This window comes from Aeromonas sp. 600886, from assembly GCF_049174935.1.
Lineage (GTDB): Bacteria > Pseudomonadota > Gammaproteobacteria > Enterobacterales > Aeromonadaceae > Aeromonas > Aeromonas veronii_A.
This window is the reverse complement of sequence record NZ_JAAKUB010000024.1, coordinates 57137-72810: the sequence shown is the minus strand read 5'-3', so window position 1 is coordinate 72810 and position 15674 is coordinate 57137. Positions and strand designations below refer to the sequence as shown.

Genomic DNA, 15674 nt, shown 5'->3' with positions numbered 1-15674 from the left:
GTTCGTTTCACACCTTGTCCCATCGGGTTCTCCATGTATTGGGGGGAAAGGTGTAAACCATATTCAGGACGGGACAGTCAATAAAAGAGAGGGAGGCATCGCGCCTCCCTCTCTTTTTCGTGTTGATGGCCGATCAACGCTCGATCAGCGGGGCGGAGCGGTAGCTCCACATGCCGTAGGTGCGCAGGGCGTCGCGGTAGATGCCGAGCAGCTCGCTCTCGCTCGGGGTGGCCAGCTCCTCGAGGGGTTTGTCGGGGTAGCTGACGCTCGCCACCTTGATGTTGGCCGGGCCAATCTGGTCGCAGGCGATTTCCAGCACTGTCTGACCGCGGCGTACATGGCTGGCGGAGCTTACCAGCACCGCATAGTCAATCTGGTGGCGGGCGAGGGCATAGGCGCTGTAGAGGGCGTTATCCACCGTGCTGGTGGCGTAGTTCTCTTCAATCAGGCGGCTGCGATCGATGCCGTGGTTGGCCAGCCAGTCAGCCATCAGCTTGCCCTCGGTCTGGCGGTTCTGGGGTACGCCGCCGGTCAGGATGAGCAGCGCCTCCGGGTCGGCTTTGGCCAGCTCAAGGGTGGTTTGCAGACGGCCCAGCAGGATCTTGTCCATGCTGCCGTCGGGATTGAGGGCGTAGCCCAGGGTGACGATGGCGCGCTTGCCCTCTTTGCTGGCCTTGACCTGATCCCTGGTCAGTTCGGTTTGCAGCGGGGCGGCGGTGATCCGCTGCACCCGGGCGATGATCTCCTCCAGATCGGCGGCGCGGCCACTGTTGCGATCCGCCACTTTCGCCAGATAGCTGCGGGAAGCCTCCTTGTTACCCTTCACTAGCTGCCAGATGGCGAGATAGCTGTTGATGTCGAGATCATCGGGGGCGACGGCCTGCGCCTGCTCCAGCAAGGTGATGGCGCGGCTCAGGTTGCCGTTGTAGATCTGGGCGTTGGCCGCCGAGATGAGCAGGTCGGTGCGGTAGGGCTCAAGCTGGTAGGCGGCCAGCAGCCGCTCGGTCACCAGCTCCATATTGCTCGGCATCTTGGCGGTAAAACCGGCGTGGGAGATCTTGGCTGGCGATTTGTAGATTTGCAGCGCTTCGCCGAGCAGCATGTCCACCGCCTGGCGTTTGCTGACCAGAGTATTGAGGTCGTGCTCCATTTGCATCGAGCTCTCGGCCGCTTGCAGGGCGAGGGGCGAGAGCGCCAGCAGGCCGCCGAGGGTGAGGGCAAGAAGGGTCTGTTTCATCAAAAGGTCCTCTGTCGGGCTGAATCGCGCCGTTGCGCAGCGGCTTGCGGGCCGATGCGACGAGGCAAATGTGTGTCAATTCAGTCTGTTAGTGCCAAAGAGGGGGCAATATACCAGTTAACGGCGCGGCAAACTGTGAGTCGGGGCGAGTCGTCGGGTGATGCCACACTAGTGGCCGCAAAAATGGCCGCAACAGTGGCCGCAAAGGGTCAGCAGCCATCTGAAAAGGGCAGGGGGTGCGTGACTCCCCCTCCCTCTGTTGCGATGCAAGACAGATGGGGTGTCAATCCATCTGTTGGCGAGTGTTCGCGGTCAGTTCCACATCGGGGAGACACGGGCTTCCAGCGTCTCTTGCTGCTCTTCGGGCATATCGCTGAAGAAGTTGAGCTGAGTCTGCTCTTCCACCTCGCGCACCGAGACCCGGTAGTCGGCGATCTGGCTAATGGGCACCTCTTCCTGCGGCATGATAAAGGCGATGGCCTGCAGTCTGGCCGGGTCCATCACGATCTTGTAGTAGGCGCTCGGGATCGCCACACCCTGACCGATGGACTCTTCAGAGCCGGTAAAGATGGGGCCGGTGATCACCTGCACATCCTTGCGGGAGACCGCCCACTTGTTCACCTTGTCCTCCAGCACGCTCCACGCCTTCTGGTTGAGCACCCCGATCTGCGGTGTCATGTTGCTCAGCAGGAAGCTCTCTTTCATGGTGTTCTTGTTCGATTTCATGTCCCCCGCCGGGGCCTGATGGCCACGGTCGTAGCCCGAGCCCTTGTAGTCGGAGAGGGTGGCGCGGTAGGCAACCGGGATCTCCCTGTCCTCGGCGAAGGCATCCTTGCGGGGCACTGTGCCCTGTGCGCTCTGGGCGGTCATCCGGTAGGAGACCCAGTCCGCCACCTTGTAGTCGTAGTTGTAGCCGACCGCATACCCTTCACGGCAGAGCTTCTGATCCGATTCGGAGGGCAGACCAAAGCGCACGTGCTCACCGCACTCCCAATGTGCTGCCAGCAAGGGGGTGGCAGTGAGGGTGAGGGTAACAGCCAGAACCAATTTATTGATTTTTATCATTTTTGTGATGCTCCAGTTTAGTAGGCGGAGCCATTTGACATGAGATCTGACTAGCGCTTCAATTGCTGTTTTTTTACACGTCACCGTTCTGTGACGGCTCGCCAAGAACCGTGATGTGACTGGTTAATATGTTTTAAATCAGTGGCTTGGTCGGTGGGATGATATGCGGTTGCTTAGCAGGTAACGAAAAGGGGCCAGTGATGGGCCCCTTGTTATAGGTGGAGTCTGACGGTTATCAGGCGGCGTTTGCCTTGTTGCCCAGCGTGCGGGCCAGCAGTGCTTCCGGATTGTGAATCGCCTCTTTGGTTTTCACATCGATGACCTCGATATTGGTGAAGCGCTCGCGGTTCTTGATCGCCACGTCGTGGGCGAAGATGACGCAGCGGGCGTTTGCGACATCCTTGGCGGTGATGCGGTTGATGATGCCGTTGGCGCCCTGGGTCTCGACCTTGATCTTGATCCCCTGCTTGGCGGCAGCCTTCTGCAGGCTCTTGGCGGCCAGGAAGGTGTGGGCCACGCCAGACGGGCAGGCAGTGATGGCCAGTACGTCCGCTTCTCCTTCCGCTTCAATGATCTCGAAGCTGGTTTGGGTGGTGGTCACGTCATCTTCTTCGCTCACTGGCTTCTTCAGCAGGTTGACGATGATGGCTGTGGTCAGGGCGCCGAGGATGGTGCCGAGAATGTAACCCATCTTGCCTTCCACCACCGGCAGCACAATCCAGCCACCCCAGGGGGCGTGGTTGATACTGTGCATCATGAAGCCGGTGATGTTGCCGACGATGCCGCCTGCGACGATGGCCGGGATAACACGCATGGGGTCAGCGGCAGCAAACGGGATAGCACCTTCACTGATACCGATCATGCCCATGATGGCGGCCGCTTTGCCGGATTCACGCTCCTCTTTCTTGTAACGCTTCGGAGACATGAAGGTCGCCAGTGCCATACCCAGTGGCGGTACACAGATGGCGATACCGACACCACCCATCAGCCAGGGCTGGGTGTTGACCTGAGTCTGGGCAAACAGGGTAGCAACCTTGTTGACCGGGCCGCCCATATCGAAGGCGGTCATACCACCCAGAATGGCACCCAGCATCACTTTACCTGAGCCCGCCATGCTGGAGAGCCAGTGGTTCATCCCTTCCATCATGGCGGCGATCGGGGCACCGATCCCCCACATCACGATGCCGCACACCAGAAAGGTACCGATCAGCGGATAGATGAAGATGGAACCGAGGGAGGTCATGGAGTCAGGCAGCTTGATCCGTTTGAGCTGATTGACCACGAAACCGGCGATAAAGCCCACCAGAATGGCGCCGAGGAAACCGGTTTGATAGTGCTGAACGGCAATCCAGGAGCCGATCATGCCCGGGGCCAGGCCCGGCTTGTCAGCCAGCGAGTAGGCGATATAGCCACCCAGCACGGCGGTAAACAGGGTCAGACCGGCGATCCCCATGGTTGCCATGTCTTTGAGGAAGCCCGCTTCCGGCACGGCGCCCTTGCCGCTCATCATCACCGACAGTGACAGCAGCACACCGCCCGCCACGATGAAGGGGATCATGTGGGAAGTACCAAACAGCAGGTGCTGCTTCATGGTGTTGAGGCGATCCTTAAAGGTGCGATCGGTGGGTTCAACCGGAGCAGTGGCTGCCGGTTTGGCGGCTGGCGCCGGTTTTTCTGCTTTCGGGCCTTGCTTGAGCAGGGTCAGCGCTTGCTCGACGGTGGTGGCCGCCTTCATCTGCTCGATAAAGCCCGGTTCCAGCAGACGGGTGGAGAGCTCGGCCAGCACTTCGATGTGGTGGTTGGCGCCGCCATCCGGGGAGGCGATCATGAAGATCAGTTGAGTTGGCTTGCCATCTTCGGCGCCGTACTCGATACCCTGACGGCTGACACCGATGGCAATGGCCGGACGACTGACCGCCTTGCTCTTGGCATGGGGCAGGGCGACACCCTGCTCGAAGCCGGTGCAGTCCAGCTGCTCGCGGGCCCAGATATCCTTGACGAATTGCTGTTGATCAGACACGGCGCCATCGCGCGCCAGCATCTGTGCCATCTCGTCGAACAGAGCCTCCTTGCTGGTGGCCTTCAACTCCAGGCAGATGAGTCTGCCGTTGGTCATGGTGGGTAACATCTCACTCTCCTTCCCTGTAAGGGCTAAGTCATGCGTTGCGAATTGGGCTCATTATTGCCCTCAAGGGTAGGGTTGGACAGGCGATGAATGTAGCAATAACTGGATTTTTGTTGCATGGTTTTGCTGGTGTGATCCAGCTCGCAAAGTGTTAATCTTTAACTCAATAGTGGTTTTTGTTTAATTAATGGCAGGATGTGACAGCGGTCAAGATATGACAGAAAAACCCTTGTAATGGGATTTACAGCCATTTTTTGCGGTTTATTGCCCGATTTAAGGCATATTTGAGAAAAACGGGTTAATGGTTGAACCTGGGCTTCCCACTGGAAAATAAAATGGCCCAGCGCTGATTGGATTTTATCAATCCATCTGGCGTGGGCCGTCGGGTATCACAAAGTGACATTTTCGGATTGCGTGCTGAATGTCACCTCAATGCTATCGATCGTTACTTTTGTGGCGGGGTATCGCCCATCACGAAGTGGAGGTTGCCCCCCGGTATAAACTCCTTGTGCTCGAAGAAGAGACCATCCTTGAGCGGTTTGCCATTGATGGTGACCGACTGGACATAGCGGTTCTTGGCGCTGTTGTTATCGGCGATGATGGTGAAGGTTCCCCCCTTGACCGGGATGGTCGCTTTGGCAAATAGCGGGCGGCCAATAGTGTAAACGGGATCTGCCGCATTCACCTGATAGAAGCCAAGTGCTGACATCACATACCAGGCAGACATGGAGCCCACATCCTCGTTGCCTATGATGCCTGCCGGGGTGTTCGAGTACATGGTGTCGAGGATGTAGTCGACCGTCTCCTGAGTTTTCCAAGGCTCCGATGTCCAGTTGTAGAGGTAGGGGATATGGTGGGAGGGTTCATTCCCGAAGGCCACCTGACCCATCATCCCGGTCATGTCAGCGGTCTCCGACCCCTGACTCTCGGCGGCAAAGGTGGCGTCCAGATTCTGCTTGAAGGCCTCTTCTCCGCCCATCGCGGTTTTCAGACCCTTGATGTCATGGGGCACAAACCAGGTCCACTGCCAGGCGTTGCCCTCGGTATAGTTGCCGGTCTCATGTTCGGTGCCATAAGGATCAAACGGCGTCATGAAGGAGCCATCGATCATCACCGGACGCATGAAACCGGTCACCCCGTACTGGGCGTATTCGGACGCATTGTGGTCGAAGTAGCGCTGATAGCCGTTAGAACGGGCCAGATAGCGCGCTTCGGCCGCCGGGTTGCCGGCCGCCTTGGCGATCCGGGCGATGGCCCAGTCATAGAAGGCGTTCTCCAGGCCGTAGGAGACCGACTCGAGAGTGTAGTCAGCGAAGACGGGCTGACCGTCGATCCGCTGCACTGCCGGGGCAAAGCCGTTCTTCTCGATGTAATCGATGTGGTTGGTCAGGGTCTTGTCCAGCACCGCCTTGTCCCACTCGGTCGCCAGCATGGGGTAGTTGGTATAGGTGGAGGAGTCGATGGCGGCCTTGAGCGCCAGATTTTTCTCCTGCGCGGTGAAGGCCTCGGGGTATTTGGTGATGGCATCGGCAATCACCACTACCGCCGGATAGCCCACCATGGTGCCTGTCTCATCCCCCAGATGCTCCCACTTGGGCAGCAGGCCGCTCTCCAGATACTTCTGGATCAGGTTCTTGGCATATTGCACGGCGCGGGTGGGTTCGGTGATGGTCTTGAGCGGGTGCAGCGCGCGCTGGGTGTCCCACAGGGAGTAGACCGAGAAGTTGGGCTGCTCTTCGCTCGCCTGACCATAGTAAATCGAGTAGCTGCCTTCCCCCTTGGCCTGCGCCCCTTTGCCCATGCCGCGGTAGTTGCCATCCACATCCTGATGGACGATGGGGGCGATCTTGGTGTGATAGAGGGCGGTGTAGAAGATCTCGCTTTGCTTCTTGCTGCCCCCCTCGATGGTGAAGTTGAGGGCGTTGGCCCACTTGTCGCGGGCATTGGCGCGGGCCTCGTCAAACGATACATCCCCTTCGGCCTGGTAGTTTTTCTGTGCACCGGTGGCATCAACCGCCGAGAGGGCAACTTTGGCATTGAGCTGGGCAGAACCGCCCTCTTCAAACTCGACGTAGGCGGTGACATCGGCATTGGATTTGGCCTTGTGCTCGGCGCTCAAGCCCTCTACCGGCACACCCCCGGTGAGGAGGTAGACCCCTTTGATCTTCTTGTCGAAGGTCGCATGGAAGAAGATCTTCTGGTTTTTCGCCCAGCCGGAGAAGTGGGTGGCATCCCGCTCGCCGGTGATGGTGTAGCCATCTTCGCTGACAGTGAGCTTGTTGCGAAGCGAACTCGATCCCCAGTCGCTGTTGAGGATCGAATTCAAGTCGATCTTCAGTCGTTGTGGTTGGCCCTGCGGATAGGTGTAGCGGTGAAAGCCCACCCGCTCGGAGGCGGTCAACTCGGCCTTGATGCCATTTTCGGCGATACGCACCGCATAGTAGCCAGGCTCGGCCTGCTCGGATTTTTTGTCCATTTTGACCGAGATGGCCTTGCGGTAATCATTGTTCGGCTCGATGTATTTGGCCTTATCTTCGGTAAAGGGTAGGAAAAGAATATCCCCGAGCCCCCCCATGCCGGTGCCGGAGAGATGGGTGTGGGAAAAACCGAACAGGGTGTCTTTGTCAAAGTGATAGCCGGAGGAGGAGTGCCACCCTATCAGTTCGGTATCCGGCGAGAGTTGCACCATGCCTTCCGGTACCACGGGGCCGGGAAAAGTGTGACCGTTAAAGCCAGTGCCAACAAATGGATTCACGTATTGCAACACATTGGTTGGCGTTGGCTTTTGCTCGTCGTTATCGGTGCTGCTGTTATCTGAATCGCAGCCGGATAACATGGCCAGGGTGCTGGTCAGGGTAATAGCCAGAATATTTCTCTTGAACATATGGAACGGCTCCATCGTGTAGGGGGTGAGCAGTCAGAATTTATTTTTTGATGCCGGAGTGGTGCCTGAGTAATATCAAGGCTCGGCGCTGTCAATCCCGGCGAGCGCTATTATTCCCATGGCTTCTGTTTCATCGACAGAGTAAAAAAGTGCCATTCACTAGACTTTTGTGACAAGGCTGTCTGTTTGTGATCCGCATATCATGTGATGCAGCACGTCATATTTTTTGAGTGTTCTTGTGAATCGACCAAAAAAGAGGCCCAAAGGAAGCTTTGGGCCTGAACATATATTGATAATGCATGATGGTTATTTATTATCTGAGCGGGTCGGTTTTTGCGCCGTCATGATAAATTTCAGTTCACCACCTGCCCGAATATCGCTGTGGTTGAATGTCAGGTTTTCCCCCAACGGTTTGCCATTGATGGTGACGGATTCCACATAGATATTTTGGGGGCCATTGTTCTCGGCGCTCACGATGAATTTCCCGCCATCAATATCCATCGTCACCTTGTCAAACAGCGGCCGACCTATGGTGTAGACCGGGACTCCCGGCGTGACCTGATAGAAGCCAAGGGCACTCATGATGTACCAGGCGGACATTTGCCCCACGTCCTCATTGCCAATCAGCCCTGTGGTGGTTGGGTGGAAGAAGCTGCGCACCGCCTGATCCACATACTCCTGGGTTTTCCACGGCTCTTTGGTCCAGTTATAGAGATACGGAACATGGTGATCCGGTTCGTTCCCCATCACGAACTGCCCGATATAGCCGGTCATATCCCCCTGCGAGGTGTCGGCATTGGAGTTGGCGGTGAAGAGGGCATCCAGATTCTTCCTGAATTTCTCCTCGCCCCCCATCGCCTCTTTGAGCCCCTCGATATCGTGGGGAACAAACCAGCTCCACTGCCAGGTGTTGCCTTCGGTAAAGTCCTGTCCCCGGTGCTCGGCACGATAGGGCCAGAAGATGTCATAACGGCTGCTGTCGTTGGTGTCACAGTTTTGTGGTGGCGTAACGGGGTTGCCATTGTTGTCGATGGCACAGGAGGGGTAGTTGTTGACCCAACTGCCATCGTAATTTTTGGGGCGCATAAACCCAGTCGAACCATATTTGCCATATTGCGCCGGGTTGTAGTCAAAATAGGCGCGCCAGGTAGTAGCCCGGGCCAGATAGCGGTTCTCGGCGGATTTGTCGCCAGCCAGGCGGGCCAGCTGGGCGATGCACCAGTCATAGTAAGCGTTCTCGACACCGTACGAGACGGATTCGTTGACCAGCTCATCGTACTTGTCCTGCGCCATGCCGCCCTCTTCCGGCTTGTATTTGACGTTGGCCGGAACATAGCCGTGCTGCTCGGCATACTGACCGTGGCGGGTCATCACGGTGAAGCGCTTGTCACCGTTCCAGGGATCCTTATAGGGCACCCAGCTTTTGGTCAGCTCGAGGTCAAAATTGGCGGAGACGTTGGCCGCCTGCAATGCCAGCTTTATCTCTTCCGGCGTGAATGCATTCGGATATTTGACGATGACATCGGCGATGATGGAGACCGCCGGATAGCCGACCATCTCGCCGGTATAGTCGGAGTGCAGCTCCCATTTGGGCATGATGCCGCCGGTTTTATATTTGTTGAGCAGATCGTGCACATAGTCGATGGATCGCTCTTTTTCGATGATGGTCTTCAATGGGTGGGCGGCGCGGAAGGTGTCCCACATGGAGTAGACCGAATAGTTGGTAAAGCCCGGCTTGGCCTGATGCACCTTGCCATCCATTCCGCGATATTGACCATCCACATCCTGATAGACGAAGGGGGCGATGTAGGTGCGATAGAGCGAGGTATAAAACATCGTCTTGTCGGCATCGCTGCCACCCTCCAGGGTGAACTTATTGAGCACTTTCGCCCATGCCTGCTTGTTCTCCTGCACCACCTGATCGAAGCGGTAGTCATGTTCATCGGCGCGCAGGTTGGCCATGGCCCCCTCAATGCCGGTGCCCGAGATGGCCATCTTCATGGTGATGGGCCGTTCCCCTTTGGCAAAGTTGAGCTGGGTCACCACATCCCGTACCCGGGGTCTGGTTTCGCCATACCCGATGTAATCGGCCAACCCCACCTCGGTGTCGTTGCTCAATTTGCCATCGACATAGAGGATCTGATCCACAAACGGCTCGGAAAACTCGGCGTAGAAAAAGACCGTCTGCCACTGCCCCCACTCGTTGCTGGTTCTGGCTCCGGCAATGGCGTTGTCGCTCACCCGCTTGAAGTAAATATTGCGGGAGTGGTTACCGTACTGCTCCAGCAGCTCGTGCTGCAGATCAAGCTGGACTTTGCGATCTTCACCCGCCGGATAGCTGTAACGGTGGAAGGCGACCCGCTGGGTGGCAGTGAGTTCGGCCTTGATGCCGGTCTCCACCAGATCCGCTTTGTAATAGCCTACTTCCGACTGTTCGCTCGTCTTGTTGATGGTGACCGGGTCGGTATTGCTGCCGATGAAGGGCAAGAAGGCGAAATCATTGAGATCCCCCTTGCCTGCCCCCGAGATATGGGTGCTGCTGAAGCCGGAAAGCTTGGCCAGATGGTGGTGATAGTCGGAAGGGGATCCCTTGCCATTCCAGTTGGCCGGATTCCAGTTGTCCGGGCCCGGCTGGATCATCCCTTCCGGCATGACCGGGGCCGGATTGACATTGCCCAGCCCATCGGTGCCGATCAGCGGATCGACATATTGCAGCACCTGCAGGGCATTATCGGGACGGCCATTGTCAGTAGTCTCATCATTTGTGTTGCAGCCATAGAGGCCAAGCAGGGCTGTCACCATGATGGCCAGCTTGTGGGGTTTGAACATTGTTGTTCCTCAAATTCCGGAGATGAAAAAGCGGCAAGCCGGGTGGCTTGCCGCTTGTAGAGTTACGGGGTCGGTTGCTGGTTGGTCATCACAAAACGCAGCTCACCACCGGGACGGATCTCGCTGTGGGCGAAGGTGTTGTACTGGTTGAGTGGCTTGCCATTGATGGTGACCTCTTTGACATAGAGGTTGTCCGGGCTGTTGTTCTGCGCTACCACGTTGAACTGACCGTCGGGCAGGTTGATGGTGACCTTGTCAAAGATGGGACGACCGATGGTGTAGGTCGGGTCGCCCGGGGAGATTTGATAGAAGCCCATGGCACTCATGATGTACCAGGCCGACATCTGGCCGACGTCTTCATTGCCGATCAGGCCATCCGGGGTGGTTTTGTAGAACTCCTTATAGACCCGGTCGAGGTACTCCTGCGCTTTCCAGGGCTGAGCGGTGCGATTGTAGAGATAGATGACGTGGTGTGAGGGCTCGTTGCCATGAATGTACTGCCCGATGTAACCGGTCATGTCCTGATGTGCTTCGCCCCCGTTGGGGTCGGCGTTGAACAGGTTGTCGAGCTTGTCGTTCAGTCCCTGCTGGCCACCCATGATCTCGGTCAGCTTGTCGAGATCCTGCATGAAGGACCACTGCCACTGCCAGGCATTGCCCTCGGTGTAGTAGAAGGCATCCGACTTGTAGGGATCGAAATCGGCCGCCGCGTATTTCAGGGCGCACGGGTCACCGTTTTTCAGCTCGGTCGGTACGAAGAAGCCTTTGCCATCGGCATTGCCAGCCTGGGGATCCCAATGTTTGAGCGAGTTGTAGGATCGTGCCTTGAACTCCTGATAGGTAGTCATGTCGCCCGCGGCTTTCGCCATCTCGGCGATGGTCCAGTCGTAGAAAGAGAACTCCAGCGAGTAGGAGACCGAGTTCCAGTTGGGATAACGGACGCACTGCTCTTTCTCGTGATAGCTGAGCTGACCGGCCATCAGCGAGCTCAGGATGTCGTCATGGATCTGCGGGTAATCGGCAGGCCGGTAGTGGGCCGATTTGACCGAGGCTTCCAGTGCCTCTTGCGCATCGATCAGCCCCTTGGTCACCGCATCGGCAAGGATGGCCGCCGAGGGGTAGCCAATCATGGTGCCGGTTTCCGAGCCGTGGCCTTCCCATTTGGGCAGCAGGCCGAACTCCACGTTGGATTTGCGGATTAGATCCTTGGCGTAGAGAGTCGCCTGTGGCGGGTCCATGATGGTCCACATGGGGTGAACGGCGCGGAAGGTATCCCAGGTCGAGTAGATGGAGTAGTTGGGGGTATCGCCAGGTTGCAGGGTGCGCAGGGTGCCTTGCATATCAAGATACTTGCCATCCACATCGTAGAGCTCGATAGGGGCGATCATCATGTGGTAGAGAGCGGTGTAGAAATTGGTCTTCTCGGTCTCCGTCCCCCCTTCGGTTTTGAGTGTTGCCAGCTTTTCGGCCCACGCGTATTCTGCGTCTGACTTCACCTTGGCAAAATCAAAGGTGGGGGCTTCCGCCTCCAGATTCTTCTGTGCTCCTTGCCAGCTCACCGCCGAGATACCGACCCGGATCTCGAGCGGTTGGTCACCCTGGCCAAAATTGAGGTAGGCGGTCAGGTCATCCCCTTGATAGACGCTGTTGGGGCGCATCTCCCGGGTGGGCATCTTGTCCTGCTCGCCCAGCATGGCCCTGGCCACAGGTTGGTTGAATTTGGCGTAGAAGAAGATGTTCTGGCCCTGATGGTTCTGTCCCTGGAACCAGCCAGTGGAGGTTTTGCGGCCACGCAGGGTGTACTCATCCACCACTTCGATTTTGTTTTTCAGCGATTGGCCGTTGTTGTTCAGCAGGGTATGACCCAGATCGAATTTCACATTCCGATCCGCTCCTTTGGCGAAGGTGTAACGGTGCAAACCGACTCGTTTGGTGGTGGTCAGTTCAACCTCAATCTCCCCCTTGTTCAGTCTGGTTTTGTAATAACCGGCGCTGGCGTGCTCATTGGTTTTGTCAAAGGCGTTTATCTGGGCGTCGGCCATCTCGGCGTAGGGCAGTACCAGAATGTCGCCCAGATCGGTGGCGCCGGTGCCGGAGAGATGGGTATGGGAGAAGCCGTAGAGCGGAACATCGGTTGCGACGATCTCGCCCGTGAGGTAATTGGAAGAGTCCCAGTAGCCGGAGGCTGAGTGCCAGGGGTTGAGTCCGCTCTCGTGATCGGTGTTGGAGCCAATAAAGGTATCCGGCGAGAGCTGCACCATGCCGGCAGGGCGGGTGGCACCGGGGAAAGTGTGGCCTGATGCGGCGGTGCCTATCATGGGGTCAACGTATTTCAGTACCGACAGATCGACAACCGGAGTTACCGGTTTCTCGATAGCGGTAGACTCGCTCTCACTGTTGCAACCGGCGATGCCACCGGTCAGTGCGGCAATCACCGCAAGAGAAAGAAGATTGCACTTGAACATGGTCATTCCATTTTTGAGTGGTGATGGGGGAGGAAGTCCTCCCCCGAACAGGTGATTAACGGGAACCGGCAGGCAGGTCGCCTTCGTGCAGGAAGGTGCCGATACCTTGCGCGGGCGGCAGATCTTCCGGCTGGCTGCCCCAATTCTGGTTGGGGCTATCGCCCATCACGAATTCAAGCTTGCCGCCACTGAGGATTTCCTCATGGGTGAGGTAGCTGCGATTGAACTCGCTGCCATTGAGGCGAGCGGACTGGATGTAGATGTTGTCGCGGCTGACATTCTGGGCCGTGACGGTGAACTGTTTGCCCGCACCCACATCGAGCGAGGCGGTTTCGAACATGGGGGTGCCAATCTCGTAGATGCCGGAGGAGGCATTGACCGGGAAGAAGCCCAGCGCCCGGAACACGAACCAGGCAGAGAGGGTGCCAAAGTCATCGTTGCCACAGATGCCGTCAGGGGTGTTCTTGTAGCAGACGTTGGTGGCTGCCACGATGGCGGCCTGTCCCTTCCAGGGCTGTCCTACGTAGTTGTAGAGGTAGGGCACATGGATATCGGGCTCGTTGCCCTGCACATGCTGTCCCACGTTGCCGGTGTTGAATACCGGGAACTGGTTGTCGCCAGCGTTGCGATCCGGATAGGTACTCCAATACTCGTCCAGCCGTTTGGCAAACAGTTCGCCCCGTTTGGCCTGAGGATTCTGGGTCTGGTCGAAGCGGGTCATCAGATCGACCAGGCCATGAATGTCATGTTGAACGCTGAAGGCGTATTGCCAGCCGTTGGACTCGGCGAATGACCAGTTGAACATGTCGGGGCGCCAATCCTTGCCCACTGCCCGGCCGGTTTTCGGGTCTACCCAACCGGCATCAATGAAGTTGCCAGCGTAGTCGCGGGCCTTGAACCACCCCTTGTACTGCTTGCCGCCAAAGTCAAACTGCGCCTGCCAGTTCTTGGATCGATCGGCAAACTCCTGATAGCGGGGGTCACTTTCGCCAAATACTGCCTTGATCGATTGGGCGATCGCCCAGTCATTCATGGAGTACTCCAGCGAGTAGGATGAGGTCCAGGCATCCTTGAAGGGGGAGTGAGATTCCCAGTCATTGCCCGGCGGTGTGTCATGCAACTGGGCAGGTACATAGCCTTGCTGCTCGTACTCCTTGATCCAGGCGACCCCCTGGCTGGTGGCTGCGCGGGCGTCGGTGATCATGGCGGTCACCAGTCGCTCCTTGATCTCCTGACGTTCCGCATCGCTGAAGCCCAGCGCGATCATCCGTCTGTCCAGCGAGCCTTTGGAGAGTACGTCGTGGATCACCGGCGTGGAGTGCATCCCCATCATCATGCCGGTCTCGTTACCCTTGAAGGTCCACTCCGGCAATCTGCCCTTGCGCAGGTTGCCCAGATCGTCCATCCACTCCTCCTCGGCGTAGGAGAGCATGGAGAGCACCACATCGGCGAGGCGATCCGGCTCCAGCAGTGACGAGAGGGGTTGTACTGCGCGGTAGGTGTCCCACAGGGAGAAGGTGTCGTAACGGGTAAAGTCCGCTTTGCCATCCCGGTTGGCATCGGCGGTGCGCACCGACTCCTTGAGGGTATCGATCTGCTCGCCCCACGGTGTGTTGCCATCCGGATAGGCGTTGCGCCCCTGATGCACCTGGCGGTAGCGTCCGTCCAGATCGGAGTGAATGGTCTGGCCCAGATAGGTGTGGTAGAGCGCGGTGTAGAAGGTCTGTTTGTACTCCTCATCCCCACTGACCCGGATCTTGCCCAGCTCCTTTTCCCATTTTTGGGTCGCAGCCTGACGGACATCGTCAAACGACATATTGGCCACTTCGGTCATGTTGAGTGAGGCGCCAGCGTTGCCATCCCGGCCGATCTCGACGTTGGAGAGGGCTACCTTGGCCTCGACGACCAAGCCCGCCGCCGCGGTATCAAATTCCACATAGGCACGCGCGTACTGATATTTGCCACGGGTCTCGTTGCCGATCTCGGTGGTGCCTTCCGGCAGGTCCAGATAGCGGTTCTGGTCTTTGTCAAAGTAGGCGAAGCGGATGTTTTTGATGGGCTGGTCGAACTCCATCACGAAGAACTCTTTCTGGCTGGGGGCCCAGCCGTCAGAGAAGCGATGGCCCTCGATCCGGTTGTGGGTTTTGTCCCATTTCAGATAGGAGTCGGAGGTGTAGTCCCAGTTGACCTTGAAGCCGAGGTTGACCACGATTTCCGATTTTTTATCTTGCGGGAAGGTGTAGCGATGAACCCCCACCCGATCCGAGGCGGTCAGCTCGGCCTTGATCCCGTAATCCTTCAGATTGACCTTGTAGTAGCCCGCCGTTGCCTCTTCATCCTTGTGGCTGTAGCGGGAGGCCTCCAGATTCAGTGAGGCCGACCCCTCGTTCAGCATGAAATTGGAGCGTGAGTTGATCGGCATCACCAGAATATCGTTGAGATCTCCAGCTCCGGCCCCCGAGAGGTGAGTGTGGGAAAACCCGGCGAGGCGGTTGTCGTGGTAGTAATAGCCGGAGATATATTCCCAGCCATTGGCCCCATTATTGGGCGACAGTTGCACCATGCCATGCGGGGTAGTGGCACCAGGATAGGTGTTGCCCAAATTACCTGTGCCGATGAACGGATTGACGTAACGGGAGACGTTCGTCTCTTTATTGTTATCGACAGCGGTATCCGAGTCATTTTGACAACCGGATATACCAACCAGGCCAGCCAGTACGGCACACGCGAGCAGGGAACGTTTCAGTTTCATATTTGTCGCCACAGGTTAATGAAAGTAGGGTATCGAACGTATAAAAACAGATAATGCAGAACGCCGGGCCAGCCAATGAATATCTGCCGGATGAGAGAGCCATCTGCATGTATTACCCCGACTGTCACTGGATATAGAGGGTGACGGGGGGAATATCAGCCAGATAAAATGGATAGTGAAAACGTTCTGGCCATACAGGCGGAAAAATAAATGCGCAGGACAATAACAGGCACCTATAGCCTGATTTAAAAAATCGCCCCTTACACTTATGAAATAAGTGGCTGAGCTGTGTTACATCTGGAATATATAAATGCTCT

General features: G+C 57.2%; 7 protein-coding genes. All 7 read right to left on the bottom strand.

Annotation, left to right across the window (positions count from 1 at the left end; genetic code table 11):
* Nucleotides 1–133 precede the first annotated feature (133 nt).
* The 7 genes from G5179_RS17060 to G5179_RS17030 all read right to left on the bottom strand — a co-directional run bounded on the left by G5179_RS17060 (nucleotide 134) and on the right by G5179_RS17030 (nucleotide 15357).
* Complete coding sequence (locus G5179_RS17060; protein ID WP_421258780.1) at nucleotides 134–1237, bottom strand: ElyC/SanA/YdcF family protein; 1104 nt, start codon at nucleotides 1235–1237, stop codon at nucleotides 134–136.
* 312 nt (nucleotides 1238–1549) lie between these two features.
* Nucleotides 1550–2302: a DNA/RNA non-specific endonuclease gene (locus G5179_RS17055; RefSeq protein ID WP_421258779.1), complete on the bottom strand. Its 753-nt coding sequence runs from the start codon at nucleotides 2300–2302 to the stop codon at nucleotides 1550–1552.
* 235 nt (nucleotides 2303–2537) lie between these two features.
* A complete protein-coding gene (locus G5179_RS17050) occupies nucleotides 2538–4430 on the bottom strand; it encodes a PTS fructose transporter subunit EIIC (RefSeq protein WP_421258778.1) in 1893 nt (630 codons plus the stop codon).
* A gap of 442 nt (nucleotides 4431–4872) precedes the next feature.
* Complete coding sequence (locus G5179_RS17045; protein WP_421258777.1) at nucleotides 4873–7311, bottom strand: GH92 family glycosyl hydrolase; 2439 nt, start codon at nucleotides 7309–7311, stop codon at nucleotides 4873–4875.
* 306 nt (nucleotides 7312–7617) lie between these two features.
* Complete coding sequence (locus G5179_RS17040; protein ID WP_421258776.1) at nucleotides 7618–10140, bottom strand: GH92 family glycosyl hydrolase; 2523 nt, start codon at nucleotides 10138–10140, stop codon at nucleotides 7618–7620.
* Between the two features lie 62 nt (nucleotides 10141–10202).
* Nucleotides 10203–12605, bottom strand: a complete 2403-nt coding sequence (locus G5179_RS17035; protein WP_216953255.1) for a GH92 family glycosyl hydrolase — start codon at nucleotides 12603–12605, stop codon at nucleotides 10203–10205.
* A 55-nt stretch (nucleotides 12606–12660) separates the two neighbouring features.
* Nucleotides 12661–15357, bottom strand: coding sequence for a GH92 family glycosyl hydrolase (locus G5179_RS17030; RefSeq protein WP_335843681.1), 2697 nt, complete (start codon nucleotides 15355–15357; stop codon nucleotides 12661–12663).
* Nucleotides 15358–15674 lie beyond the last annotated feature (317 nt).